The following is a 25,767-nucleotide window of genomic DNA, read 5'->3' on the forward strand; positions in this document are numbered from 1 at the left end:
GCCTGAGTAGAAGTTTTTACTGCCAATCCGGCCACATTAAGGTCAGACTCGTACTTTGCGTAAGCTCAACCGACGTGGCTCCGGTGTTACCTTTTTACCTGACTTTTCGTGTACGTTCGTAATAATCTGCGCTGGCGCGTCATCTGGAAGTTCGCTTGGAAGAGTGTAGTGGTTTTTACCTGCTACTCCCTGGTGGTGTGCTTCATTTACGGGCCGCTGAATTTCCATTCGGTATCTATTCCGTGGCAGCCGGTGGCGTTGCTGGGTACGGCCGTAGCTTTCTACATCGGCTTCAAAAACAATGGCTCCTACGACCGTTTCTGGGAAGGACGGCAGCTGTGGGGCGGTATTGTAAACACCAGCCGCACCTGGGCCGTGGAGGCGCTAGAATTTGTGACTTCCGTGGTAGATGCTCCGGGGGTAGAGGCGCCGGCCGCCTCCGCCCAGGAGCTTTCTGTGCGGCACCAGCGGCTGGTGTACCGCCAAATTGCCTGGTGCAATGCCCTGCGGCTAAACCTGCGCCGCCAGCCCGAGCAGTGGGATGCCGCCGTAGCTCCTTTCCTGGATGCGGAAGAGTCGGAGCGGTTACGGCAGGTGGCCAACCCGCCCGCCCACCTCATCCGCCAGCAAGCCGCCGACCTGCGGGTGCTGCGGGAGGAGCGGGGCCTGCTCAACGACTTTCAGCACGTGACTATGATGGGTACGCTAGAGCGCCTTTATGATTTGCAGGGGGGCTGCGAGCGAATCAAGAACACGCCCTTTCCGCGCCAGTACGCCTTCTTTAGCTACGTGTTCATTTGGGTGTTTGTGGCGTTGCTACCGCTAGGCCTCATCGGCGAGTTTGCCAAGATGGGGCCCGACCACATTTGGCTGACGGTGCCATTTTCGGTGCTGGTGTCGTGGGTGTTCAATACCATTGAGGTGGTAGGCCACACCAGCGAAAACCCCTTTGAGAACGAAATGAACGACGTGCCCATGACGGCCATTTGCCGCACCATTGAAATTGACCTGCGCCAGATGCTGGGCGAAACGGAAGTGCCCAGCAAGCTGGAGCCCGTCAACGACATCTTATACTAAAAAACAGGCTCATCCTTGCCTCTCAAAAGCCCACTAGGCCTAGCCTGGTGGGCTTTTATCTTACTACAGGCGGGCTAGACCACCCTCACAGCAAAAGCTACCTGCTTACAACCTTTCCGCGGCAAGCTGCCTCTACAGGAGTAGAAATAACCTTATCGTATTACTACCATGTGGAATCGGATTGCCTTGTTATGCGCCCTTGCGGCCGGAGTTGCCGCGTGTAAAAAATCTGACGCCGAGCCTGCGCCGGCCAATCCCGTTACCGTCCGCTACGCGCAAACCTTCTGCGCCGATCCGTGGATAACCTCAGCCACCAACCCCTCCACCGACGAGGGCTTTCAGACAGTTGTGGAGCAGTACGTGGGGCAGAAGAACATCAAGCTGTACAGTATCAAAATCAGCACTACGGCCATTTTGGGCAACTGCCGCACCTGCTCGTGCCCCACGGGGCGCACTCTGGAAGCCAAAGTCGAAGCCACCGACGTAGCGGCGCTCAAGCAGGTAGGCTTCCAGCAGCAGTAGGGCAGAGGAGGGGTAGAAGCTGGCGTAAGCTGAACCTTAACCTGGGTTAAAAGCCTGGCGTAGAGAGAAGCTCATCTTCTCGTTTTGCTTCTATGGCTGCTACCCCCAATCCTACCCGCACTTCTGGCTCTACTACTTCCTCCTGGTTTGGCACCGCTAGTCCGCTACCCACTTTCAAACCGCTGAAAAAAGCCATTACTACCGATGTAGTTGTGGTGGGCGGGGGCATTGCGGGACTTACAACGGCGTACCTGCTGGGTCGGGAAGGGCTAAAGGTGGTAGTGCTGGAAGATGGGGAACTGGCCAGCGGGGAAAGCGGCCGCACCACGGCCCACCTCTCTAACGCCCTCGACGACCGATATACCACCCTGGAACACCTGTTTGGGGAAGCGGGGGCCCGCCTCGCCGCCGATAGCCACGGCATGGCCATTACCCGCATCGAGGAAATCGTCAATCGTGAAAACATCGACTGCGACTTTACCCGGCTCGATGGTTACCTGTTTCTGCCCAAAGATGGCGACCCTAAAGAACTGGATGAGGAGCTGGAAGCAGCTCACCGGGCTGGCCTAGGCGGCGTTAAGCGTCTCAAAAATGCCAACACCAAAGGCTTCCATACCGGCGAGTGCCTGAAGTTTCCGAACCAGGGCCAGTTTCATATTCTGAAATATCTGCAGGGATTAGCCCAAGCCATTGTGCGGCAGGGCGGCCAAATTTTTACCCACACCCACGTAACGGAGGTGCACGGGGGCAGCAAAGCCCGCGCCGTCGTATCCGATGAGGTGGACGTGCAGGCCAAGGCCGTGGTAGTAGCCACCAACACGCCCTTCAACGACCGGGTAGTGATGCACACCAAGCAGCACCCGTACCGCACCTATGCCCTGGCGGCGCGCGTGCCCAAGGGCTCTGTTACGCGGGCGCTGTATTGGGATACGGCCGACCCTTACCACTACATCCGGCTGCAGGAGCTAACTGAAGAAAACGCCCAGCACGACCTGCTAGTGGTTGGGGGCGAAGACCACAAAACTGGCCAGGAAGAAAACCCCGAGGAGCGGCTGCGCTGCCTGGAAGAGTGGACGCGTGAGCACTTTCCCTCAGTAGAAAGCATCGAGTACCGCTGGTCGGGGCAGGTGATGGAGCCCTCCGACGGGCTGGGCTATGCCGGCCGCAACCCCCTCGACTCGGATAACCTCTACATCATCACCGGCGACTCAGGCCACGGCATGACCCACAGCACGCTGGGGGCACAGATTGTGACCGACTTGATTCAGAACCGCCCCAACCCCTGGGCCAACCTCTACGACCCCGGCCGCGTGACGGTGCGCCCAGAATCGGTGAAGGAGTTTGTGCGCGAGAACCTGAACGTGGCCGCCGAGTACACCGACCTGCTCACCGGCGGCGACGTAAGCAAAGAATCGGAGATTAAGCCCGGCACGGGTGCGGTACTGCGGCACGGCATTACCAAAGTAGCCGTGTACCGCGACGATGCCGGCCAGACCCACGAGTGCTCAGCCATTTGCCCTCACCTGGGCTGCGTGGTGCACTGGAATGGCCTAGAGAAAAGCTGGGACTGCCCCTGCCATGGCTCGCGCTTCACCCCATTTGGAGAATTGTTAAACGGCCCCGCCAACTCCAACTTAGCCCCGGTTAAGGAGTAAAGGCTGGGGTTTTGATGTCGCCTCCGCCTAGGCCAGTACTGTTTTCATTTCTCTTCGCCGCGCTATGCCAACCGCCAAAAAACACGCCGCCAAATCTCCCCGACAAGCCAGTTGCCCCCACCCAGAGGGAATTTTGATTCCGATTGGGGGGCACGAGCGCAAAGAGCAACTCTCGCAAAGCGAATCGAGCAAAGACCCCGACGTGGCCCCGACGCTTATTCTGCAGCGCGTAGTGGATGAGCTTAAGGGCAAAGGGCCCATTGTGGTTATTCCAACGGCCTCGGAAGAAGCCGAGCAGGCGGGGCAGGAATACATTGAGATTTTTCGGGAGCTAGGAGCCGAGCACGTAGAAGTGCTTAACATCCAGGACCGCAACCAAGCCAACGACGAAGAGCTGATAAGCGTGCTGCGCAAGGCCGGAGGGGTTATGTTCACGGGCGGCGACCAGTTGCGGCTTACTGCCCTGCTAGGCGGCACGTTGGTGCAGCGCATTATTCAGGAGCGTTACACATTTGAGCGGTTCCTGATTGCCGGCACCAGCGCCGGGGCCACGGCCATGAGCACCCCCATGATTTACCAGGGCCGCAACGATGCCGGCATGCTCAAGGATGAAATTCACATCACCACTGGCCTAGAGTTCTTGCGCGACGTAGCCATTGATACGCACTTCGTGGCCCGCGGCCGTATTGTGCGCATGGCCCAGATTATTGCCACCAATCCGGCTTGTATTGGGCTGGGGCTGGAGGAAAACACGGGCGTAGTTATTACCCAGGGCCGCGAGCTGGAGGTAATTGGCGACGGCATGGTGGTAGTAGTAGATGGCATGACGTGCTCGTCTACCAACATCCATGAGGTAGAGCCGGGCATGCCTTTCACCATCCGCGACCTGCGGGTGCACATGCTGGCCCGCGGGGAGCGGTATACCTTGCCCATTATCGAGCAGATCCATATTTAAGGCGTGGCCTAGCCATGTGCTTTCAGATAATAGCCGGGTCTGCGCTACGCAGGCTCGGCTTTTTTCTGGTAGTTTGGCCGGGCGTCGGAGCCCGTCCGCCAACTGCGTACTATCGTATAGCCGACACGTACCCGCACCCGCAGCCTGCTGCAATGAACGACCATACCCGCAATTTTCAGTACTTTTTCTCCAGCCAAGATTTCTCCGATGGGTTGCGCACCACGCTTTCCATCCTGATTCCGGGGGTAGCCCTGGGCTTGCTAGGCCACTTAGACCAGGGCCTCACCGTGTCGCTGGGCGCGCTGTGCATTAGCATTATTGATTCGCCGGGCCCGGTGGTGCACAAGCGCAACGGCATGCTGGCCGGCATTGCCCTGCTGCCGCTGGTGGCTTTGCTCACGGGCGTGGTGCAGCCGTATCTGTGGCTGCTAGGCCTAGAGGTAGTGGTGCTCAGCTTCGTGTTTACGCTGTTTCTGGTGTACGGCAACCGCGCCGCCTCGGTGGGTACGGCCGGCCTGCTGCTGCTGATTTTGATGATGGACCGGCACCTGCCGTTTCTGCAGCTATTGCAGTATACTGGCCTAGTAACGGCGGGCGGTATCTGGTATATGCTCATCAGCCTGCTCACTTACCAGATTCGGCCGTACCGCCCGGCCCAGCAGGCTTTGGGGGAGTGCATTCGGTCCATTGCCGATTTCCTACGACTGAAGGCCGAGTTTTACCGCACGGGCACCAGCTTAGAGGAAGATTACCGCCGCCTAGTAGCCCAGCAGGTGACCGTGAACGAGAAGCAGGATGCCGTGCGCGAGCTGCTGTTCAAAACCCGACAGATGATCAAGGAATCGACGGGGAACGGGCGGCGCTTGGTACTCACCTTCGTGGATGTCATCGACCTTTACGAGCACATCACGGTAACGTACTACGACTACGCCGCCATTCGGGCCCGCTTTGGGCCCTCGGGGGTGCTAGAGGCCATTGCCGAGCTAGCCGAGCTGATGGCCGCCGAGCTGGAAAACATGGGCTACGCCATTCAGGCCAACCACGGGTTTCGACCGGGCGTGAACCTAACCGCTGGCCTAGAGCAGCTCAAGCTCCGCATCGATGCCCTCGAAGACCCCGCCCAGCCGGGGCATACGCTGGTGCTGAAGAAGATTTTGGTAAACCTGCGCAACCTCAACCAGCGCCTCCAGGATATTCAGGCCTACTTCGATGCCAGCGCCCCCACGCGCCTTGGCAACGACCTGGAGTTTGGCCGGTTTGTAGGCCACCAGAGCTTTGGGCTAGAGCAGTTGCGCGACCACCTTACCCTGAACTCCGGCGTATTTCGCCACGCAGTGCGCATGACGCTGGCTTGCCTGGTGGGCTTTCTGGTGGCCAAAGTGGTGTTGCCTGGCCACCACAGCTACTGGATTCTGATGACCATCACCTACATGCTTAAGCCGGCCTTCAGCCTCACCAAGCAGCGTAATGTGCAGCGGGTGCTAGGCACGCTGGTAGGTGGTGTGGTAGGCAGCGTGGTGCTCTGGCTGGTGCATGATAAAGTAGCCCTAGTGGTGCTGCTAGGCCTGTTCATGCTGGTTTCTTTTAGCTTCACGCGCAGCAACTACATCGTGGCTGTCACCTTCATGACGCCTTTCGTACTGATCCTGTTCAGCCTCATGGGGCTGCGTTACCTGCAGGTGGTAGAAGAGCGTGTAATTGATACCGTAACCGGGTGCCTGTTAGCCTTTGGCGCGGCGTATTTGCTGTTTCCGCGTTGGGAATCTGACCAGCTGCAGGACTATATGAAACAAGTGCTGCGTGCCAACCTGCGCTACCTGCAAACCCTGGCCGAAGCCCTGAACGGCTCGCCCGTGGCAGTAGTAGACTATAAGCTGGCCCGCAAAGAAGTGTACGTGAGCTCCGCCAACCTGGCAGCGGCCTTCCAGCGCATGATGTCGGAGCCGCGGGGCAAGCAACACCGCCCTAACGAGGTGCACGAGTTTGTGGTGCTCAACCACATCCTGTCCTCCAACGTGGCTTCCATCACCTCGGCCATGCTCAGCAGTGGCCGCCAAGCACCGCAGGTTGCTAGTTTGCTTAAACCCGTTCGGCACGCCCAGCACGCCCTGACCCGGAGCCTACGTACCCTCGACCCGCAGGAAGCCGAATTGCCCACCGCCCCCGAAAGCGCCGGGGTACCCGCCGAGGCACCCGTTGACCCGCAGCTCGTAGAGCAGCTCGATTTCATTCAAAAAGTCAGCTCCGATATTCGGAAAGTAACGGAAGAAACGCTTACCAGCGAAACAAGCAGTGCGAGGTAAGTGGCCTAGCAGGGCTTCCTATGAACTTCATTGCCAAGCGAGAAGGCTACTAGCAAGCGGCTGAGCAGATAAGCAGTGAAAAGCACCGCTTGGGGAAGGGTAGGAGTAGCCAAAAGCGGCAGACACTACACTGGCAACTGCACCCGGAAGGTGGAACCCACGCCCACCTCACTTTCTACCCTAATACTGCCCCCTCGGTTCTCAACTAGCCGCTTGATGGAGTATAGCCCCACGCCCGAGCCGTCTACGTGGTCGTGAAGGCGGGTGAAGAGGCCGAAAAGCTTGCCTTGCTGCTCAGCGGTGAGGCCTAGCCCATTGTCTTGCACGCACAGCTCGGCCCACTGCGCATTGCAGGTTGTGTGCAGGTGCACTCGGGCGGGGCGGGCTGGGTCGTGGTACTTGAGGGCATTGCTGAGCAGGTTGAAAATGATACTCCGCACATCCTTCGGGGAGCCATGCAGCACCGGACATTCCTCTACCGTTACCTGCAATTCTGCCTGAGCGGCTGCAAGCAGGGGAGCCAGGTCGAGGCGGATATCCTCTACCATAGCGGCCACATCTATCCGTTGCCGCCCCTGCTCCCAGCCCTGTTGCTGGTGTACAATATCGGTGAGATGCCCGATGGTGGTTTGGAAACGAGCAACCGCATTGTCCATCAAATCCAGAATATATTCCACAGCGCACGTGGTCACGGCCTCCTCCCGCAGTTCCTGCCGAAGCGCAGTCACCAACCCATCGATGTTGGCTACGGGCATGCGCAAATCGTGAGAGGCTGTGTAAATGAAGGTGTCCAGGTCGGCGTTGGCGTGCGTGAGCTGGGCGTTGCTGGCTTCGATGAGTGCGTTGCGGGCTTGTAGCTCTTGGTTTAGTGCTTCCACCTGCTGGCGCGCCACTACCTGCTCCGTTACATCCGTCACGAGCGTGTAGAAGCCCACCACGGCGCCGGCCTGCACATCGGGGATAAAGTCGGTGCGGATGTGGCGGGTGAAATCGGGCCGGTAGGGCATGGTGGCCTCGAAGCTGACCCGCTCCCCGGCCAGGGCCCGGTCTATGTAGCCGGCCGCGGCCGCATAGGCCTGTTCCCCCACAATATCCCAGACGTGGCGGCCCAGCAGAGCAGCTGGGTCTTGGTTGAACCAAGCCCTGTACGCTTCGTTGGCGAACTGGTAGCGCCGCTCTTGGTCAAGGTAGCCAATGAGTACGGGCAACGCATCAGTAAGCAGGCGCAAACGCTGGGCGCCAGCCTCAATGGCCTGGCGCGCGGCCACCTGCTGGCTAACCTCGGTGGCGAAGATGGCGACGCCCACTCGCTGACCTTCCTCTTCGTAGGCCTGGTACGTGTACGTGAAATAGTAAGGCTGCGGCGGCTGCCCATCGGGCTGGTCTGCAAGTAGCAAAACTTCCTGCCCGCGCTGCGTTTTTCCCGTGTGGTATACCTGGTCGAGTAAGGGTATGAAACCCTGATTAAGCATGTTGGGCAGCACCTCGGCCAAGGGCTTACCGATAATTTCGCGCCCCTCAATCAGCTCTATGCCGTAGTCGTTAATGTAGTCAACTACGTGGGTGGACCCGCGCATTACCAGCACGGCAAGGGGGGCCTGCTGAAATACCTGCAGCACGTCTTGCCGCAGCCGGGCGCGTTGTTCGGCGCTGGCTAGCAGCTGGGTCTGCAACATCTCGGTTTGCTGGCGGCGCTGCACGCGCTCCGTCACGTCAAAGCCGAACACCAGAATGCCATCGATGGCGCCGGCCACGTCGTAGCGGGCCTGGTAGATGAAGTCAAAGTAGCGGTTCTGCTCCTGCCCGTCGGGCCCCACAAACGGAATCGGGAACTCCTGCCCCTCGAAGGTTTCGCCCGTGTGGTACACCTGCTGCAGCACCTCGCCCAGCGGGGTGTTCAGCAGTTCGGGCAGAGCCTCTACCACGGGCTTGCCCAGCAATGTGCGCTCAGGAAATAGGGCCTGGTAGTCCTCATTCAGCAGCTCAAACACGAGGTTGGGGCCATCGAGCAGGGCAATGGCGGCGGGTGCTTCCTGCACCAGCCGTTCCAGCCGCTGGCTTTGCTGGCGCAACTGCCGGGTGCGCTCCTGCACGCGCGCCTCCAGCTCGTGGTTGAGCTGCTCTACCTGCTGGCGGGCCTGTACCTGGGGCGTAACCTCGTAAGCAAATACCAAAATGCCATCGATGGTGCCGGTTACGTCGCGGCGGGCTTGGTAGATGAAGTTGTAGTACCGTTTCTCCAGCTCCGTGCGGCCCTCGTTGGCGTGGTCGAGCTGTACCAGCATTTCGTGGGCGTAATAGGTCTCGCCCGTTTGGTAAACCTGGTCCAGCAGGGCAAAAATGGGCTGCCCGGTCAGTTCGGGCATGGCCTCAGCTATCGGCTTGCCGATGAGCGGCCGGTCTCCTACCAGCGCCTGGTAGGGTGGGTTAACAAACTGGAAGATGTGGGTGGGGCCGTCGAAGATGCAAATCATGGCCGGAGCCTGCTCCAACACGTGATGCAGCTGCTGACGCCGCAATTCAGCCTCGGCCCGGGCTTCTTGCTCGCGGGTCTGGCTTTCGCGCAGGGCTTGCTCTACGGGGGTGCGGGGCTGGTCGTTGGTATCAGTAAAGTTGACTACCAATACGTTTTCGTAGCGCTGGGCCACCAGCAGGAAGTAGCCGTCAAGTCCGTCGGCCTGATAGTTGGTTTGGCTGTGTTGCCGCTCGCCGGTTTCGTAGGCCAGGCAGCACTTGGCAAATACCCCATCGGCTTTGGCCGTCGGAAACAACGTCAGCAACGACAACGAAGGGTGCTCTGGCTGTTGTAGCATGCGCTGGCCGGCCTCATTAAGAGACACCCAGGCAAAGTCTTGAATAACCGCTTGCGTGGGATGATAGAGAGGCCGCAACACCGCCACGGCGGTCAGCGACATGGAGAGCAGCGTGTGGAGAAACCCCGTAGGCTCGACCACATCGGCCGGTAATACCGTCTCAGCAGCAGACATAAGCAGATAGATAGTGGGCGTAGCTTACAGGAGCACCTAAAAATAGTATAGTATCTCGAAACGGGTTAGCTTGCTTTTGTATAGCCGTGAGAAGCAGCGTCTTGTCGTGCTCAGCACGCCGAGAAACCAGCCGCTATGTGGCCTAGTGAGTACATCGGCGGCGCAAAGAAAGTAAAGGTTCAGCTTCCTTCCTGGTGCAAGGGCCGGCGGTGCGTTTTCTCCGGAGTGATAAACTACTTATAACCAGCGCATCAAACGTGAAGAATCTGGTATTGCGGGAAAGCGCTGGGTTGCGCTACGGTACGTTCTTTTACCTGTATGGCATGCAGGGGATTCCGGCCGGCTTTGGTCTGACGGCCATGGTGAACTACCTCAACGCCCAGAAGCTGCCAGTGCAAACGGTGGCCACGTTTACCGCCATGGTAGGCCTGCCCTGGACCATTCAGTTCGTGTGGGGGCCACTCATCGACAAGTATCAGTACTCCGTTATTGGCCACCGCAAGCAGTGGGTGGTGCTTACGCAACTAGTAGCGGTGCTGGCCTCGCTGTTGCTGCTGCTGGTGCGTGAGCCCGTGGCCCAACTTTCATTGCTCACTCTGGCGTTTGTGGTGCACAGCGTCTTTGCCTCCATCCAGGACGCCAGCGTTGATGCCATTGCCATTTCAGTGGTACCGGAGGCCGAACGGGGGCGCGTGAATGCGTGCATGCGGGGTGGTTTTCTGTTGGGCATTTCGGCTGGGGCGGCGGGCCTGTCGTGGGTGCTGCACCACTACGGCTTCTTTTGGGCCGCACTAGCCCAGTCGGCCGCCCTGCTAGCCTTTACCATCCTGACTTTTTTCATTCGCCTCGACAAAACCGACCAACTGCTACCCAGTCGCCACCAGCGCCGCGCGGCCCTGGCGCAAAACGCCGATAACCCCTCAGTGAGCTGGCTGTTCCGGGAGTTATTTCGGGCCATCAGTGAGCCGGTGTCGTTGCGGTTGTTTGGAGGAATTGCCTTGGCCTATCTGTGTTTCAGCGTGTTCGGCTGGGCCTATTCCAATCATCTGATTCGGGAGCTACACTGGTCCGATAGTACGCTTTCCATGCTGCAGGGGAGCTGGGGCAGCCTCACCTCCTTAGCCCTGATTGTGGTGGGAGGCATTCTGGCCGACCGTGTGGGTCCGGCCCGGCTGCAGCGCTGGGTGCTAGGTGTACTGGGCTGCTTTCTGCTGGTGTTCTGTAGCCTGAGCTTCTGGTGGAAGCAAGAGGCCGTAGCCACACTAGGCCTGTTGGTCTGGAACCTAGCCGACCCAAGCCTGAGCGTGGCCGCCCTACCGCTGCTCATGACCTTGTGCCGCCCGCAGATAGAGGGCTCTCAGTTTACTACTTACATGGCGCTAGTAAACCTGAGTGGCGTATGCGGCTCTTACATTACTGGTTGGGCCTTGCACCTAGTGAGTGCCCCGGCGCTAGGCCTAGGGTGTGGGGTACTCGTGCTGGGCTTGTGCTACGGGCTGAGCCGCCCGCAAGCGCTATCTCAAGCCGAAGTGCGGGCAGCGTAAACAGCAGGCCTTAGCAAGGAAGTAGCACGCTTACCTGGCTGCCTTGCTCTGAGCTGCTAATGGTCACTTTGCCGTGCAGATAATCGGCGCGGGCCCGCACCCCACGCAGTCCGATGCCGGAAGTAGCGGTAGTATTAGTAGTAGGAAAGCCTCGCCCATTGTCGGTCACCACTATTTCAAGGGCGCTGGGCTGGCGCTGCAGTTGCACCGTAACCTCAGTAGCACGGGCGTGGCGCACGGCATTGTTCAGCAGCTCCGCCGAAATGCGGTAGGCCGCTTGTTGTACTACCGGCGGCAGTTGCTCTAGGCCATCATCGCAGTGCACGTGCACTTTCGGGCTCCCGTAGAGGTTTAGCAACTCGCCCAGCGCCGCCACCGACTCGGCGAGACTTTCCTGGCCGGGCTCGGCGGGCAGCAAAGTATGGCTGTAAGTGCGCACCTCATCGCGCAGGTGGCGCAGCAGGAGTTGGGTTTGCTTGCCGGCGGCAGCGGCCTCGGGGGAGCTGCTGATAGCCTGCTGTACGGCCGGGCTCTGCCAGGCCAAGTGCAGGGCGGCCAGGTTGGGGCCCAGGGCATCGTGCAGCTCCCGTGCCAGTTGGGTGCGTTCCTCTTCCTGAGCCTCAATTAGGCGGGCGCCCAGTGCGTTGCGCTGTCGCAGTTGGCGTACCCGCAGACGGGCGTTCTGACGCAAGGTGTGCCGGAAGCGACCCGTAAGCAGGGCACTCAATACTAACAATTCCAGGAACAGCCCCCAGGCCAACGGGTTTGGGTAAATGGGGTTGTAGCTGCTCAGGCCGGCGTGGTTGCTCCAGAAAATGGCAAAGCCTACGGTGAAGAAAAAGTAGGTGAGGGCGTAGTACGCCGCCAGCCGCCGCCGGGGCTTCGAGCGAGCCAGGATGAAGAGGGTAGCCCAGCTGTACACAAACAAAGAAATCAACACCAACTCGCGGGTGGTATTCAGCACCTGCAGAAACAGTAAGCTGTGCCGCACGGCCCACGAAAACAGCAGCGCGTATACCACCACAAACCCCATGGCCAGTCCCGCTAGCCAGTGGCCCGCCCGGTGCAGCCTAGGCCAGCTCTGACCCAGGCGCAGAAACAACAGCATAATGTGAATGCCAGCTGCCGCCGCCAGTACCGTAAAGTTAAACTGCCCCACCGACCAGAGCAGCTGGTAGGCACCAGTGGGCAGCAGCATGGCATCTAGGCCGTCTTCCATCATCAGAAAAATGGAGACGCAAAGCACGTAGGCCACGTACCAGATATGAATACGGTCGCGCAGGAAGGTGAATAGCACGAGGTTAAATAGGGCGCTGCTGAGATAAAAGCCCAGCAGCCACACCCAGTGCCGTTCAAACGGAAAACCCATTTCCCAGGCCAGAAAATGCTCAGCCGTTTCAATGTAGGTGGGCAGGTACAAGGCCCCGGCATGCAAGTCAATGCGCAGCAGCAGGTCGGCAGTTTCGTGGGGCTCTAGCGTGAAGGGAAAGCTGAGGGAGCGGGCCGGGTACGCCCGCTCGGCGGCCGGCACCCAGGAGCTGGCCGCACCCAGCCGCGTAAACCGGGTTTCGCCCTGCCGACGACAGTAGAGGGCAGCGCTGTCGGTGAAGTTGAAGATGCTCCAAAGAAAGCGCAGTCGTAGCGCTTCGGTGTTGCGCACAGTCAAGCGCATCCACACCCGCTCGTGCAGAAACCCCAGGTTGAGGGTCTTGTGCCAGGGCCCCGGCCGGAAGTTGCCTGCCCGCCACTGCGCTTCCGCCCGCTCCGGGTCAGGAGCCACTGTGAAGGGCTCGGTGTAATAGCGGTAGGCCTCCGAGATATGCGGACCCTCGGGGTCTTTGAGTAGCAGTGTGTCCCGTACTATGTGCGCTGGTTCAGTGCCCTTGCCCGACTGGCCTAGGGCCAGCTGCGTACCTAAGAGAAGTACAATCAGTAACCGAAACCACATATGCAGGTGTGTCAGAAGGAGGCGCTACTTAGGTAAATAAATACAATTTCGTGTGGTTACAAAAGTGGTTTGCAGATACTGGGTTTGTCCACCGCTCCAAAGAGGAGTGTTAGATGATAAAAGGGTGAAGTATCCTGAGATAAAAAAACCTACCCAACGAATGGGTAGGTTATCAAAAGGCCCGGTTATAAAAACAAGACGAGTAAGACGAACTGGCCTAGAAGTAAGTGTAGCGGTATTCGTACCGCGAAACCCGGTTATTAGTAGTCCACATTTCGGTTAATAGCAGTCCGTTTGGAGAATATGTGTTCTCCAGCTCATGCCGAGTTATCGTGTGAGTTGCGGCTGAATCGGCTTTAAGAGGAAAAACAGACTGTATTTCTTCTCGCACTACCCGGCCCTGGTGATTATAGTGAAACACTGTTTGACTAGAAGTCGATTCAGTGATGGTCATGCTGTTCGGCTTTGGTTGTTGGTTGCTCGAAGACGATTTGTTTGCCTTTGCCAACGAGTTATTTTCCCGCCGAATAAGCTGTTGCTTTTGGTCGTACCACCAGTGGCTTGTAGGCTGATAAAAACCTTTTAGTCTGGTTACTTGCTGCTGTATAATGGCTGCGTCTGACGCTCCGTGGCTACGTAACTGCCGGACTTGGGCCGAAGTATTTAGCAGGTGTTGCAGGGCTTGCTGGTAGGAAACGCTACCTGCTTCTACCGGAGCCTTGTTTTTGAAAATGTAATATAGCCCTTCGTACACCTGTGGCTTTCCCGTCTCGTCGTATCCGAACAGGTCAATTCGGGTTGTATCAGGGCCGCTAGTATAGCTGCGCGTCACTATCCGATTGAGCGTGTACCCCGCGCATTTCTGGCTGATGCAGCTCTGCCGTGCCTACCAGCGTATCGCCGTGGTGATGGTGCACAACGGACCGATACAGATGGTTGGGCGCGTCGGAGAGGTCATGGTAAGCCGTGTAGGTATTGCGCACCGGGTCAAGCACCTCCCGAAGTTGATAAGGAAAACTGGGGTGTGGTAACTGCACAATTTCCAGCAGTCGGTTTTGCGAGTCGTAGCGCCGTAGCGTGCGGGCACCAAAGGCTGGGTTATACGTTATTCTCTTATTGCCTTGGCGGTCTAGCTCAGTGTATTCCAGGGTGTCAATTTGCCCCGAGGTCTCCCGTACCTTGATTTTGGAAATGCTTTTGACTTTGTTTTTTACGTAGGCCACCCGCGCCAATGAGTCTTGTGGGCTCAAGCGTATAACGGCGTTGGGCACAAACGTAATTAGTGGCAATTGCAAAGGCGCAGACATGGTTACGGTTTGCTTGCCATCCGATGAAGAGCGTTGAGCATAACTGCAATAGGTAGCCAGGCACCCTACGAGGATGCTGATATAGCGGAATACAGAAAGCATAATAGCTAAGGTTAATTTGCTAAATGTACTACTTGGGCGGGGCTTGCATCCACTAAATAAAAAAGCCTACTCAACGGAGTTGAGCAGGCTTTAGCAGAAGTTTCAGCGGAAAGTCGCAACTAGTTGCTCGCGTGGCCTTCCGGCTTCAGCGTGCGGGCTAGCCAATCAAAAAACACCCGGTTCCAGAGCACGGCGTTCTGAGGCTTGGTAATCCAGTGGCCTTCGTTAGGGAAGTACAGGAAACGGCTCGGAATTCCGCGCAGCTGCGCCGTGCCAAAGGCCTCCATGCCTTGGCCCTCAGGCACCCGGAAATCCTTGCCGCCGTGGATGACCAAGATGGGCGTATCCCAGTTTTTGGCGAACTGCTGGGGGTTGAAGTCGGTGTAGCTCTTGTGCAGCGTGGCGTCCCAGGGGGCACCGCCCATGTCGTGCTTGGCGAAGAACATTTCCTCGGTGCTGGGGTACCAGCTGGTGAGGTCGTAGAGGCCGGCGTGAGCAATAAAGGTCTTGAAGCGGCCCTCGTGCTTACCGGCCAGTTGGTATACTGAGTAGCCGCCGTAGCTGGCACCCACGCAGCCCAGGCGGTTTTTATCCACGTAGGGCTCTTGGCTCACGGCATCAATGGCGGAGAGGTAGTCGCGGATGGGCTGGCCACCCCAGTCACCGGAGATGCTGTTGTTCCACTCCGTCCCGAAACCCGGCAGGCCGCGGCGGTTGGGCGCCACCACAACGTAGCCGTTGGCAGCCAGCAGCTGGAAGTTCCAGCGGTAGCTCCAGCTCTGCGTAATGGGGCTCTGGGGGCCACCCTGGCAGTAGAGTAGGGCGGGGTACTTTTTGCTGGCATCGAAATCAGGCGGATAAATCACGTACACCTGCATTTGCTTGCCATCGGTGGTTTTCACCCAGCGGGCTTCACTCTTGCCGGTTTTCACGCCGGCCAGCTCCTGCTGATTGATGGTAGTGAGGGGCGTTTCGCGGCCGGTTTTCAGGTCTACGCTTACCAAGTCGGCGGGCGTGGCCTGGGTAGTTTTATTGGCAATGGCCACGTCGGGGCCGGCCAGCTCGAAGCTGTTGTAGTTCTGGGCGCCCTTAGTCAGCTGCTTGAGTTTGCCGCCCTTGCTCGGAATGGAGAATAACTGCTCAGTGCCTTCCCGCACACTCACGAAGTAGATGGTCTTGCCATCGGGGCTCCAGCGGATGTTGGCGGCCGCCTGCTCTGAGCCTTTCGTAATGTCCTCGCGCTTCTTGGTCTTGAAGTCGTACACCACAATGCCGTTGCGGTCCGACTCGAAGCCCGGCGTGGCCATGCTCAGCCAGGCCACCTTCGAGCCGTCGGGGGAGAAGATAGGCTCAGTGTCATAGCCGCCCAGGCCTTCACTCAGGTTTTGGGTTTTGCCCTCCCGAATGTCGTAGAGGTAGATATCGGAGTTGGTGCTTTCGGCCTCAGCCTTGCCGTAGAGCTTGCGCGAGGTGTAGGCCAAGCGGTAACCGTCGGGTGAAAATGCCAGTTGCTCTGAGCCACCCAGGGGCTGCAGGGGCGCATCAAACTTCTCACCGGGCATCACGTCTTTGCCGTAGCCGGTGGGCTTGCCATCGTCGCCGACGGGCTGGAAAAACACGTGGCTCGATTTAAAATCGTCCCAGGTATTCCAGTGGCGGTAGTTTAGGTCGTCGATGAGCTTGGCGTCGGCCTTGGGCAGATCGGGGTACCAGTCCTGCACTGATTTGTCGGTTTTCACGTCCTTCGTGTAGAGCATAAAGTTACCCCTAGGTGAAAACTTCACATTGCTCAAATCCTCATCTTCTGAATTTTGATTGCGTAGCGGCTGCTTGCCAGAGCCGTTCGCATTGATCACCATCATCCGATCAGTGCCGTTGTCATCACCTAAGTAAGTTAGCCGACCATCGGGCAGCCAGTTAATTGTGCTTTCCGAGCTGGGGGTATTGGTCAGCTGCCGGGCTGCGCCACCCGCCACGGGCACCACCCAGATATCGGTATTGCCCTTATTCTCGCTTAGGCTGTAGCGCGTGACGGTGTAGGCCACTAGCTTGCGGTCCGGCGACACCTGCATTTCGCCCAGGCGGCCCAGCTTCATCAGCAGCTCGGGGGTATACGTGGTTTGTTGGGCTGAAGCAGCCAGCGGCAGAAACACCAGCGCCGTCAGGAAGTATTTTCTCATGGGAATTCAACAGGGATAAGAAAGAAGCAAGTTAGCCAGAAGTGGCCTAGCGAGTCATAAGAAGCCCAACCGCTCGATTGTAGAGACGCGTGTTCATGTTTCGGAGCCAGAACGACTGGCCTAGAACCTCCTGTTGGGTAGATAACCTCCGCAACAATTGAGACGCAAATACGCGTCTCTACACGCCAGCAGAATTTCCTGGCTGCTTGCTGCCCCGTACCTTGCGGCCATGCCCGATTTTCGTCTGCGCGTTTTTCAGTCGGTAGCCCGCCACCTGAGCTTTACCAAAGCCGCTCAGGAGCTGTTTATCACCCAGCCCGCCATTACCAAACACATTCGGGAGCTGGAGCGCAGCTACGCCCAGCGCCTGTTTGAGCGGCGCGGCAACCGCATCAGTCTCACCGAGGCCGGCCAACTCCTGCTTCAGCACGCCGACGCCGTGGAAGTTCTGCACCAGGAATTCACGGAGCAGCTGCACTTGCTGCACGGCGCCGCCCGAGGCCGCCTACGGCTGGGAGCCAGCACCACGCTCACCCAATATGTGCTACCCCCGTTGCTGCCGGCCTTCCAGGCCCGTTACCCGCACATTGAGCTGAGCTTGCTCAACGGCAACTCTGAGCAAATCGCCGAGGCGCTGCTGCAGGGCCACCTCGACCTGGGTTTTGTGGAGGGCCGCAGCAAAAGCCGCGACCTGCACTACGAGTTGCTGCTGGAAGATGAGCTAGTAGCCGTGCGCCACCCCGATTCCGCGGCCTCCACTCAACTAACGGTGGCGCAGTTTGCCCAGCACCCCCTGGTGCTGCGGGAGCGGGGTTCCGGCACTCTCGAAGTGCTGGAATATGCCCTCAAGGCGCATCAGCTGAAGCTTTCGGAGCTGCGGGTGGCCTTTTACTTCGACAGCACTGAGGCGATTAAGCTGTACTTGGCCGCGGCTCCCGGGTGCCTGGGGGTGGTATCGCGGCGGGCAGTAGGGAGGGAGGTGGCGGCCGGGGAGCTGGAAATTGTGGCCGTGCCCGCCCTGCAGTTGGCCCGGCAGTTTGAGGCAGTGTGGGTGCAGGGACAGCCGTTGTCGTCGGCCGCTACGCGCTTTCTGTCCTACGCCCACAAGCACTATGAGCAATAATAGGTTATTATGCAGTATAACTTCAGGTAATACTCAATAACAATTATTGGTTATCCGGCCGCGTGGGGGTAGCGTACCTTTGGGAGCAAGTTTCCACCCCATGAAAGCCACTCTTCCTCGTCCCTCTCATTCTGCGCAACCCACTGGCCTGACCCAAGGCTTCTGGGAGTCGTTTCGTCAGCCCCACCAAGTTCTAGGCCTGTCCGTAACCGGGCAACAAGTGGTATTTGTGGCGTTCTTGCTGTTCTGCCTGACGCCATGGGCTTCGCCACCGGTGGCATTAGCACTAGGCTTAGTATTGGCCCAGACTGTGGGCAACCCATTCACTACCCAAACCCGCGCCCTTACTGCCAAGCTGCTGCAGTACTCCGTGATAGGCCTAGGCTTTGGCATGAACGCCCACGCTGCGGTGCAGGCTGGCCGGCAAGGCATTTTGTTCACGGTGGCCTCCATCACCGGCACGCTGGTGCTGGGGTATGTTGCAGGACGTTGGCTTAAACTGGGTCGTCACGTCACTCACCTTATCTCCTGTGGCACCGCCATTTGCGGGGGTAGCGCCATTGCCGCAGTAGGGCCCGTGCTGCGAGCCAAGGAAGAGGAACTGTCGGTGGCGCTGGGCACGGTATTCATCCTGAATGCTCTGGCGCTGTTTGCCTTCCCGCCCCTAGGCCACTATCTGCACCTAACGCAGAACCAGTTTGGCCTCTGGTGCGCCATTGCCATCCACGATACCAGCTCGGTAGTGGGTGCGGCCGCCGCCTATGGCGACCAAGCCCTGCAGGTGGCTACCACCGTAAAGCTAGCCCGCGCCCTCTGGATCATTCCGGTGGCCTTGGGCACCGCCCTTGCCTTCAAGCAGAAGGATGTGAAAGTGAAGATTCCGTACTTCATCTTGGGCTTCATCGGAGTTATGCTACTCAACACTTACGTGCCCGCCCTGCAGGTAGCGGCGCCCACTGTAGTACAGCTAGCTAAGTTGGGGCTGACAGTGACGCTGTTCTTTATCGGCGCCGGGCTTTCAGGCAAAGCCATCAAAGCGGTAGGCCCTAAGCCCTTCGTGCTGGGTGTGTTGCTTTGGGCGGTTATTTCCGTGGCCTCCCTCTACGTAATTCTGCAGGCAGTATAGGCCTAGGCCACTCACAAACGAAAAACGGCGGCCTCTCCTGAGAGAGGCCGCCGTTTTTGCTGTATGGTGTTGTTACTTGTCGGCCTTCTTGCGACCGGAGCCGCTTTTCTTGCCGCCCCCGTCTTGCTTGTTAACGGTGGCCCAAGCGCGCTTCTCGGCTTCTTCTTCCGAAACGCCGCGCTTCTCGTAGCTTTCTTCAATGTGTTCGGCCTGCCGCTTCTGCTTGTCGGTGTAAGCCGATTTATCTCCTTGTGGCATAAGTGAAAGGGAGGGGAAAAGGTGAAACGTAGAGTAGGAGAGAGGTAAAAAGGTGTACGCAAACGTGGCAGGGCTGTTATGTTGAGCTTGCGCCCACGGCTTAACGGCGGCTGCCTATCTTCGCCTTCTCAATATCCTTGTCTCGCCATGCGCCAGCTAGCCATCATTCCGCACCCCGATGCCAAAATCACGCTTTTCTCCTGGAATGGTAAGTACCTCATCAAACTGGAAAAAGGCCCTTTCGAGCAAACCTACAAGGTAAGTGAGCTAGACCTAACCAGCGAGGAAGATGTGCACCTGCTCCTCGACGAGGAATTTGTGCAGGCGGCCGTCCGGCGCTTCACGGGCATGCAACAAGACCTGCAGGCCGCCTTTGACCGGCACGGTATCTGATAACCGCGTTTCGGTTGCTCATCCCTGAATTAGATATTTATGAATCGTCTTTCGACTGGCTTACTGGCTTTGTTTGCCTTGGTATTGGCCGCGACTTCCGCGCAGGCGCAGCTGTATGATGCGCGCAACAGCAGCGTAAACTTTGAGCGCAAAGAGCGCGACGCGGTGAAAGTGCAGGTGGAAGGCACCGCCCAATGGACTCGCGACTTCTGGCAAACCTGGCTCAAGGATACCTATAACATCCGGCTGAGGGGAGATGGGGTGCTGGGCGTGGGCAAGAAGGATATTCTGGTAGCGAAGCAGGCGCCCATGTCCAGCGTGTCGGGTAAGCTAATTGACTTGTACTCCACCGTCACGGCCCCCTCCGATACGGTGTCGGAGCTGTCGGTGTGGGCCGCGCTGGGCCCTGATGCTTTTATAACCGCCAGCGGCACGCCCTCGGAGTTTAGCTCCCTCCGTACCATCACCCAGAGCTTTGCGGCAGCGGCGCGTGTGAAAGCCTACCGCGAGCAGATTGCTGAGGCCGAAAAGCAGTTCAAGGAATCAGAGAAGGAAAAGGAGAAGTTGGAGAAGGAGCGGGCCTCGCTGGCCACCAACACGCAGAGCAACCTGGCCAAAATTGAGCAGCTCAAAAAGCAGAACGCCGACAACAAGCTTAAGTCGGCCGAAGACTCCGTGAAGCTCCTCGACAACGCGCGCCTGCTGGAATTGCGTAAAGCACAGGTGGAGCGCCGCCGCGCCCGGCTTACCAACCTCGACCGTAAATAACTCCTCGCGCTAGCGTTGCTGGCCTCTTGTCATGGAAAAAGATCCTTCTCCCCTCGACACCCTGCGCCAACTGAAAGAGTGGCTGGATGCGGGCACCATCACGCCCCAGGAGTTTGAAACTCTAAAGCGCAAGCTGCTCTTCTCCGAAAATGCCAGCCCCGCGGCCCCCACACCACCCGCCACTACCGACAAGCCCCCGGTAATTGCGGCCGACCAGATCTATCCGACGTACTCAGCGCCAACGCCAGCCCCTGAGGTGGCTAGGCCACCGGTGGTGCCGCCCGTAACGCCTCCTTCCACAACCAGCGCCCCCGTGGAGGACCCCATGCTGCCGCCAATAGTACCGCCTGCGGAGGCACCCAGAGCGGAAGCACCTCGCGTGTCGACAACGCCTCCTGCCCCTGATTTTCTGCCGCCCCGAAAAACAGCGCGTCCGTTTGCCGCCGCACCGCAGCCTGAGCAGGAGTACGCCGCCAACGATACGTTTGAGGATGACACCTTTCCTGAAGCTACCGATGCGGCCTCGCGCAACCCGCTAACCACGGTACTCATTGTGGGAGGTATTGTGGCTTTGCTGGCTATAGTGGCCTACCTGATGCTTGGCAATAAAGAATCGGAGCGCCTGACGAGTACTACCATCACGGCCGCCGATACTGTGTCTTCTCGCCCCGAAACGGGCCCCCAGGCTGAGCAGATTGACCTTCCGCCCGCCGCCGCACCCGAAACCGTACGGGTAGCGCCTGTGCTACCAGCTACCCCAGCCGCCCCCACTGACACCGTAGGCCAGTCGGGAGCTACCGCACCGGCCACTACTTCCCCCGCGCCAACCACTACCACCCCCGACCCCACTACGGAAGCTGCGGCGCAAACGCGTATTCAGGGTGTTCTTACTGCTTTTTACGAGGACATGCAGGCGGCGCCTTTTGCAGCTAGCACCTATTTGGCCCCCCAAGTAGAGCGGTTCTACCTCATGCAGAACACTACGCCAACTGCCGTGGCCGATGAGTTGGGCAAGACGTATTTCCCGGAGTTTTTAGAGGCGCAAAGCCAAATTGAGCCGGGCACGCTCAAAATCAGTCCGCCCGTCAATGATGGTTCGCGGGTGGCCACGTATGTGGAAAAGTTACAGGCCCTGCGCCAGTCGTTGCAGAAGCGCCAGCAAACCCGGGCCCAGGTGCGGGCCCGTTTTGATAAGAACTTCAAGATCGTGTACCTGCGTCAGGAAAAGCTCCTCGAGAATACCTTCACCGAGTAACTTTACGGTTGACTTTATAAGTTGTCTAGGCCTGTAGGATAGTGGCTCTACAGGTCTAGCAGCGCGCATATTCGCTCTTATTCGCTGTGTTTACAACCTCTCCTTGGCGCCTGATTCTGCTGGGGCCTTTAGTACTTATCGTAAGCTCCTGCTTGGGCGTGTTGCGTCCTGGTCACCGATTCAACCCGGTAAAAGACGTCTCAGAAGCTCCCGACTACCGCATGGAGGACAATTGGGCCGCTCTGCCCGACCGGCTTGATTCGGCTGATGCTGTACCTCGGGGTACACTGCTGCGGGACCGTCAGCGCGACGCACCCGTGGATGTGTTTTTCGTGCATCCTACCACGCATTTGGGCCGGGGGCATTGGAATGCTGATCTGAGTAATAAGGCCATTAATCACCTGACCGATATTACAACCATCCGGAAGCAGGCTTCGGTATTTAACAGTACCGCCCGTATTTACGCTCCCCGCTACCGACAGGCTACGTTATATTCCTTCTTCGATGAGAAGACTAAAAACGGGCAGGACGCCATTGATCTGGCCTACTCCGATGTTAAACAGGCCTTCCAATATTACCTCGATAATTATAATCACGGCCGCCCGATAATTCTGGCTGGCCATAGCCAGGGCACCCGCCACCTCTCGCACCTTCTACAAGACTACTTCGAGCGCGACCCAAAGCTGCGTCATCAGCTCGTGGCAGCCTATTTGGTGGGGTTCAATGTACCCGAGGACATGCTACAGGTAATAAAGCCCTGCGAGGACTCTACCCAAACAGGTTGCTACGTGGCCTGGAATACGGCTGACTGGGGACAGGAATATGCTCCGTACCGTAATAGCGTAGCTACTAACCCGCTCACCTGGACGCGCGATACAGCTACCGCCGAAGCCCGTCTCAACTTAGGGGGCGTACCAAGTGCCTTCAACCGCCGCGACACCCGTGTGGTAGATGCTAAGGTGCACAATGGACTAGTGTGGGTGCACAAACCCATCCGCGACGGGTATCCTCGCTTTCTGTTGCCTGGCCGCCCGGAACTACGTCATTCCTTCCACATCGCCGATTACAGCCTGTTTTACTACAATATCCGGCAGAACGCAGAAGCACGCGTCCGAGCTTACCGCATGAAAATGAGCGGAGGCTGATTTAGTTAGAATTATTTGTTGATCAGCTGACGAATACACACGACAAAGCCCCACCAGCCAGCGGCCGGTGGGGCTTTGTCGTGTGTATTCGTCTATAGATTAGGCAAGCACGGCCGTCTGGCCTTTCAGGATCTGGCGCGCCACGGCCAGGTTCGTGTCGCGCGCGTTCACGGCCAGGTAGATGAACTTGTCACCGGTGGGCGAGAGCTTGATCAGGTGCAACTGGTCGGTGAGTGTGAGCAGGATGTCCTGTACCGTCTGGTTCAGGTTGAGCGCCTTGATGGCCTTCAGTTTCTGCTTTACCACCTCCGTGTTGTAGGCAGCGGCAGTGTCAATGTCGAAGTCAGAGAGGTTCGAGTGAGCCGCCAGCGGCATGCCGGTTTCGGTCTCTACTACGGCCACGGCCAACAGGGTGGGCAGCTCTTCCAGAATTTCTTTAACGGTTTGTTTCGGCGAAGCCATGGGAAATGGTGAAAAATGATGTAAAGGGGTAATTACTCTGTGTTAAGCAGTATGCCGGCGCATAATGTCCCGCGCCATTCCTAGGTTGGCATCGGCGAAACGTACGGCCACGAAGCAGTACCAGTGCCCATTACGCATCGGCCATACGATGTGAAACTGGTCTTCCAGTAGCACGGTGATATCAGTGAGAGGGCCACCCGGGATTTGCTGAGCCGCTAACGTTTTAGTGGTGAGCTGCAACAGTTTGGCGTACCGCAAACTAAGGTGATTGGGATTGAGGTGGCTCTCTCTAGTATACGAAGCCAGCACGCGACCGGATTGCACTTCCACCACACAGGTCAGCAAGAGTTCTGGCATTTCGGCCAAGAGCTTTTCAAGAACTGTGCGGGCTTGTAAACCTGCCTCATTGGACGTGCCTACCGTAATCTGGCGGATGCGGACTCTATTGAGGAAAGGAATAGTCATTTACTACAACTAGCCGAAGGTGTAGAGTGGAACAGCCCACTAAAACTGCCACCAATGATGCTTTTTCGTTTTAGCTTCGGTACGGGGCAGTAGGGTCACGTTGTAAGTGCTCTTGCCATTCATCAGTACCTCTTCCTCCTTGTAGCCCGCGTAAGCATACTGCAACTGCGTGGTCTTATTGGCCGGAACCACAATGGCATAGTTACCATTCCGGTCCGTAGATACCCCGCGACGGTTGGCCCGGTCTAGCACGGTAGCACCTACTAGGGGCTGGCCATCCTCATTCAGGATGCGGCCGCGCATGGTTACTACGCGTACAGCCGTTGCGTTAGCTGCTAATGCTTCTGCCGCCTCGGCCTCAGCCACGGTGGCATCAGCCGTGATAGGGAAGTTATCGGTAGGCGTATTAGGCGTGTTCGTGCCGGCAAATACGGCGCCGCCTAGTAGGGCGCTGCCTACCAGCAGGGCAGCTGCCCGCTGACGGAAACGCTGCGGCTCCGTCCGAATCATATCGAACTGGCGCTGTACCCAACCTACTGGCCGCACCTGCTGACCCTGGTTTTTCATCTCATAAAACCGACGCAGGGTGGCATCAGCTTGTGAGCTGTTGGTTTTCATGTAGGCGTCGACCGCCTCTGTGTTCTCGATTGATAAATCACCGCGTAAGTACGCGTCCCGGTAAGCCGGGAGTAAGTCGCCCGTGATCGGGTGAAATGGGTTAGCACTTAGTTTCATGCAAAAGGTATTTTATGGTAAAAGACAGGAGGGTAGTCCGGGCTTTGGAGCGTATACAAAGGTGATATAGAATATTTGAAGGAAACAGTGTATGTACTTGAATAACAGATAATTTATATTATCCCATTTTAGATAAAATGGTATTTATACCCGTTCAATGGGCTTATACGGGTTATAAAAGCCTATGGTTTTAAGATTAAATAAATTTTTTAGCGCCTAAAGAATCTTCGAAAGTAACAGGCTAATGCCCATTATGGGATATTAACTATATATTATTAATTTGTATTTTTAAAACATTAGTATTTGTAATGCCCTCATTATCTGAGTTAATATATAAGTAACTTAATGCTTGTTTCATTTTGGGACTGCTCTGAATGGTGCAAAATTCGATGTGTAAGCTGAACAGTAGAATTGCATAAAAGCAACAAAAAAGCCCCACCGGCAATACACCGGTGGGGCTTTATATGTGTTAGTCTTGTTGCTTAGCCTACGATGGCTACGCGCTTGAACTCAGAGATAGTTAGACCTTTTGACGTTTTGTCGAGCAGCTGCGAGATAGTAACCGAGTTGTCCTTCACGAACTCCTGGTTGAGCAGGGTGTTCTCCTTATAGAACTTGTTCAGCTTGCCTTGGGCAATTTTCTCCAGCATAGCCTCTGGCTTGCCTTCTGAGCGAGCCTGCTCCTTGCCGATTTCGATTTCGCGCTCGATGGTAGCAGCATCAACGCCATCTTTATCAAGAGCAACTGGCTTCATCGCAACGATCTGCATCGCTACGTCGCGGCCTACAGTGGTTACGTCGGCACCGCCTACGTTCTTCATGGCCACCAGAACGCCTTTCTTGTTGTCGGAGTGGATGTAAGAAGCAACCTTCTCACCGGTTACGTTCTCGTAGGCCACTACGTCGAGCTTCTCACCAATTTTGCCCATCAGGTCCGTGATGTGGTCCTGCAGCGAACGGCCATCAGCCTGAGGAGCAGCCAGCAGTTCTTCTTTGGTAGCAGCGTTGGTTTTAACAGCTGCGTCCAGGATCTGCTGAGCGAGGTTCTTGAAGTCTTCAACTTTTGCAACAGGCTCAGTTTCGCAAGCCAGAGCAATCAGTTTGCCGTTGGTGCCGTCTTCGCTAACCGCGGCCAGCACGAGGCCTTCCGACGTAGTGTTTTCCGAGCGCTTGTCGGCAATTTTCTGACCCTGCTTGCGCAGAATGTCACGAGCGGCTTCGAAGTCGCCTTCAGCTTCCGTCAGAGCTTTTTTGCAATCCATCATGCCCGCGCCAGTCATGGTGCGGAGCTTATTCACGTCTGCGGCGGTAATTGCTGCCATTGTTGTGAGAGTATATGAGGGTGTGAGGGTTATCTGATCTGGTACCGCATAGTGGCCTAGGCCAGTAGCGGGCAGTTAAAGAAAAAGGGAACATCGGAGCCGAGCGCTTCGCATGTTCCCTTTTTTCAATGAACA

Annotated in this window: 21 protein-coding genes; 12 read left to right on the forward strand and 9 right to left on the reverse strand. The window is 57.5% G+C overall.

The genetic code is table 11. The features are described 5' to 3' along the window. Window positions 1–108 precede the first annotated feature (108 nt). The 5 genes from EU556_RS04425 (at window position 109) to EU556_RS04445 (ending at window position 6,512) form a co-directional block, all read left to right on the forward strand. On the forward strand, window positions 109–1,077 hold the full coding sequence (locus EU556_RS04425; protein ID WP_135431369.1) for a bestrophin family protein: 969 nt from the start codon (window positions 109–111) through the stop codon (window positions 1,075–1,077). A gap of 168 nt (window positions 1,078–1,245) precedes the next feature. Then, complete coding sequence (locus tag EU556_RS04430; protein WP_135431371.1) at window positions 1,246–1,599, forward strand: hypothetical protein; 354 nt, start codon at window positions 1,246–1,248, stop codon at window positions 1,597–1,599. Window positions 1,600–1,691: 92 nt separating this feature from the next. Beyond that, window positions 1,692–3,254, forward strand: coding sequence for an FAD-dependent oxidoreductase (locus tag EU556_RS04435; protein WP_135431373.1), 1,563 nt, complete (start codon window positions 1,692–1,694; stop codon window positions 3,252–3,254). A gap of 64 nt (window positions 3,255–3,318) precedes the next feature. Next, the gene (locus tag EU556_RS04440; protein ID WP_135431375.1) at window positions 3,319–4,209 is read left to right on the forward strand and encodes a cyanophycinase; all 891 of its coding nucleotides are present in this window, start codon (window positions 3,319–3,321) and stop codon (window positions 4,207–4,209) included. Between the two features lie 152 nt (window positions 4,210–4,361). Further along, entirely contained in the window at window positions 4,362–6,512 is a 2,151-nt protein-coding gene (locus EU556_RS04445; protein ID WP_135431377.1) for an FUSC family membrane protein, read from the forward strand. A gap of 125 nt (window positions 6,513–6,637) precedes the next feature. On the opposite strand, the gene EU556_RS04450 is transcribed toward EU556_RS04445, so the two are convergent. Then, window positions 6,638–9,499, reverse strand: a complete 2,862-nt coding sequence (locus tag EU556_RS04450; protein WP_135431379.1) for a PAS domain-containing sensor histidine kinase — start codon at window positions 9,497–9,499, stop codon at window positions 6,638–6,640. A gap of 257 nt (window positions 9,500–9,756) precedes the next feature. Here EU556_RS04450 and EU556_RS04455 point away from each other — a divergent pair, with 257 nt between their 5' ends. Then, entirely contained in the window at window positions 9,757–11,043 is a 1,287-nt protein-coding gene (locus tag EU556_RS04455) for an MFS transporter (protein WP_135431381.1), read from the forward strand. Window positions 11,044–11,053: 10 nt separating this feature from the next. Here EU556_RS04455 and EU556_RS04460 read toward each other — a convergent pair whose 3' ends face one another. From EU556_RS04460 to EU556_RS04470, 3 genes are all read right to left on the reverse strand, one after another. Continuing rightward, complete coding sequence (locus EU556_RS04460; RefSeq protein ID WP_135431383.1) at window positions 11,054–12,991, reverse strand: sensor histidine kinase; 1,938 nt, start codon at window positions 12,989–12,991, stop codon at window positions 11,054–11,056. A gap of 812 nt (window positions 12,992–13,803) precedes the next feature. Further along, on the reverse strand, window positions 13,804–14,400 hold the full coding sequence (locus EU556_RS04465; RefSeq protein WP_135431385.1) for a hypothetical protein: 597 nt from the start codon (window positions 14,398–14,400) through the stop codon (window positions 13,804–13,806). Window positions 14,401–14,519: 119 nt separating this feature from the next. Continuing rightward, window positions 14,520–16,580: a S9 family peptidase gene (locus EU556_RS04470; RefSeq protein ID WP_135431387.1), complete on the reverse strand. Its 2,061-nt coding sequence runs from the start codon at window positions 16,578–16,580 to the stop codon at window positions 14,520–14,522. 229 nt (window positions 16,581–16,809) lie between these two features. Here EU556_RS04470 and EU556_RS04475 point away from each other — a divergent pair, with 229 nt between their 5' ends. Next, a complete protein-coding gene (locus EU556_RS04475) occupies window positions 16,810–17,703 on the forward strand; it encodes a LysR substrate-binding domain-containing protein (RefSeq protein WP_135431389.1) in 894 nt (297 codons plus the stop codon). Between the two features lie 100 nt (window positions 17,704–17,803). Beyond that, the gene (locus EU556_RS04480) at window positions 17,804–18,829 is read left to right on the forward strand and encodes a YeiH family protein (RefSeq protein WP_135431390.1); all 1,026 of its coding nucleotides are present in this window, start codon (window positions 17,804–17,806) and stop codon (window positions 18,827–18,829) included. A gap of 72 nt (window positions 18,830–18,901) precedes the next feature. Here the strand turns inward: EU556_RS04480 and EU556_RS04485 are convergent, their stop codons facing one another. Next, a complete protein-coding gene (locus EU556_RS04485; RefSeq protein WP_135431392.1) occupies window positions 18,902–19,087 on the reverse strand; it encodes a hypothetical protein in 186 nt (61 codons plus the stop codon). A 147-nt stretch (window positions 19,088–19,234) separates the two neighbouring features. Here EU556_RS04485 and EU556_RS04490 point away from each other — a divergent pair, with 147 nt between their 5' ends. From EU556_RS04490 to EU556_RS04505, 4 genes are all read left to right on the forward strand, one after another. Further along, the gene (locus EU556_RS04490; RefSeq protein ID WP_135431394.1) at window positions 19,235–19,480 is read left to right on the forward strand and encodes a hypothetical protein; all 246 of its coding nucleotides are present in this window, start codon (window positions 19,235–19,237) and stop codon (window positions 19,478–19,480) included. A gap of 39 nt (window positions 19,481–19,519) precedes the next feature. Then, window positions 19,520–20,248: a hypothetical protein gene (locus tag EU556_RS04495; protein ID WP_135431396.1), complete on the forward strand. Its 729-nt coding sequence runs from the start codon at window positions 19,520–19,522 to the stop codon at window positions 20,246–20,248. A 31-nt stretch (window positions 20,249–20,279) separates the two neighbouring features. Continuing rightward, on the forward strand, window positions 20,280–21,503 hold the full coding sequence (locus EU556_RS04500) for a hypothetical protein (RefSeq protein ID WP_135431398.1): 1,224 nt from the start codon (window positions 20,280–20,282) through the stop codon (window positions 21,501–21,503). Between the two features lie 86 nt (window positions 21,504–21,589). Next, window positions 21,590–22,648, forward strand: a complete 1,059-nt coding sequence (locus EU556_RS04505) for a DUF3089 domain-containing protein (protein WP_135431400.1) — start codon at window positions 21,590–21,592, stop codon at window positions 22,646–22,648. Window positions 22,649–22,747: 99 nt separating this feature from the next. Here EU556_RS04505 and EU556_RS04510 read toward each other — a convergent pair whose 3' ends face one another. The 4 genes from EU556_RS04510 to tsf all read right to left on the reverse strand — a co-directional run bounded on the left by EU556_RS04510 (window position 22,748) and on the right by tsf (window position 25,632). Then, window positions 22,748–23,110 carry a hypothetical protein gene (locus EU556_RS04510; protein ID WP_135431402.1) on the reverse strand — a complete coding sequence of 121 codons (363 nt, stop codon included), beginning with the start codon at window positions 23,108–23,110 and terminating at the stop codon, window positions 22,748–22,750. A 42-nt stretch (window positions 23,111–23,152) separates the two neighbouring features. Then, the gene (locus EU556_RS04515) at window positions 23,153–23,575 is read right to left on the reverse strand and encodes a roadblock/LC7 domain-containing protein (protein WP_135431404.1); all 423 of its coding nucleotides are present in this window, start codon (window positions 23,573–23,575) and stop codon (window positions 23,153–23,155) included. 39 nt (window positions 23,576–23,614) lie between these two features. Beyond that, a complete protein-coding gene (locus EU556_RS04520) occupies window positions 23,615–24,310 on the reverse strand; it encodes a carboxypeptidase-like regulatory domain-containing protein (protein ID WP_135431406.1) in 696 nt (231 codons plus the stop codon). A gap of 482 nt (window positions 24,311–24,792) precedes the next feature. Continuing rightward, entirely contained in the window at window positions 24,793–25,632 is an 840-nt protein-coding gene (gene tsf / locus EU556_RS04525) for a translation elongation factor Ts (protein WP_135431408.1), read from the reverse strand. Window positions 25,633–25,767: the final 135 nt, after the last annotated feature.

The organism is Hymenobacter fodinae, from assembly GCF_004745825.1.
GTDB lineage: Bacteria > Bacteroidota > Bacteroidia > Cytophagales > Hymenobacteraceae > Hymenobacter > Hymenobacter fodinae.

Excerpts from the sequence above, each read along its gene's own strand:
- EU556_RS04450 (WP_135431379.1), bottom strand. The coding sequence starts at position 9,499 with ATGTCTGCTGCTGAGACGGTATTACCGGCCGATGTGGTCGAGCCTACG.
- EU556_RS04470 (WP_135431387.1), bottom strand. The coding sequence starts at position 16,580 with ATGAGAAAATACTTCCTGACGGCGCTGGTGTTTCTGCCGCTGGCTGCT.
- EU556_RS04465 (WP_135431385.1), bottom strand. The coding sequence starts at position 14,400 with ATGCTTTCTGTATTCCGCTATATCAGCATCCTCGTAGGGTGCCTGGCT.
- EU556_RS04440 (WP_135431375.1), top strand. The coding sequence starts at position 3,319 with ATGCCAACCGCCAAAAAACACGCCGCCAAATCTCCCCGACAAGCCAGT.
- EU556_RS04490 (WP_135431394.1), top strand. The coding sequence starts at position 19,235 with ATGCGCCAGCTAGCCATCATTCCGCACCCCGATGCCAAAATCACGCTT.
- EU556_RS04510 (WP_135431402.1), bottom strand. The coding sequence starts at position 23,110 with ATGGCTTCGCCGAAACAAACCGTTAAAGAAATTCTGGAAGAGCTGCCC.
- EU556_RS04475 (WP_135431389.1), top strand. The coding sequence starts at position 16,810 with ATGCCCGATTTTCGTCTGCGCGTTTTTCAGTCGGTAGCCCGCCACCTG.
- tsf (WP_135431408.1), bottom strand. The coding sequence starts at position 25,632 with ATGGCAGCAATTACCGCCGCAGACGTGAATAAGCTCCGCACCATGACT.
- EU556_RS04520 (WP_135431406.1), bottom strand. The coding sequence starts at position 24,310 with ATGAAACTAAGTGCTAACCCATTTCACCCGATCACGGGCGACTTACTC.
- EU556_RS04445 (WP_135431377.1), top strand. The coding sequence starts at position 4,362 with ATGAACGACCATACCCGCAATTTTCAGTACTTTTTCTCCAGCCAAGAT.
- EU556_RS04485 (WP_135431392.1), bottom strand. The coding sequence starts at position 19,087 with ATGCCACAAGGAGATAAATCGGCTTACACCGACAAGCAGAAGCGGCAG.
- EU556_RS04430 (WP_135431371.1), top strand. The coding sequence starts at position 1,246 with ATGTGGAATCGGATTGCCTTGTTATGCGCCCTTGCGGCCGGAGTTGCC.
- EU556_RS04495 (WP_135431396.1), top strand. The coding sequence starts at position 19,520 with ATGAATCGTCTTTCGACTGGCTTACTGGCTTTGTTTGCCTTGGTATTG.
- EU556_RS04480 (WP_135431390.1), top strand. The coding sequence starts at position 17,804 with ATGAAAGCCACTCTTCCTCGTCCCTCTCATTCTGCGCAACCCACTGGC.
- EU556_RS04500 (WP_135431398.1), top strand. The coding sequence starts at position 20,280 with ATGGAAAAAGATCCTTCTCCCCTCGACACCCTGCGCCAACTGAAAGAG.
- EU556_RS04435 (WP_135431373.1), top strand. The coding sequence starts at position 1,692 with ATGGCTGCTACCCCCAATCCTACCCGCACTTCTGGCTCTACTACTTCC.
- EU556_RS04460 (WP_135431383.1), bottom strand. The coding sequence starts at position 12,991 with ATGTGGTTTCGGTTACTGATTGTACTTCTCTTAGGTACGCAGCTGGCC.
- EU556_RS04515 (WP_135431404.1), bottom strand. The coding sequence starts at position 23,575 with ATGACTATTCCTTTCCTCAATAGAGTCCGCATCCGCCAGATTACGGTA.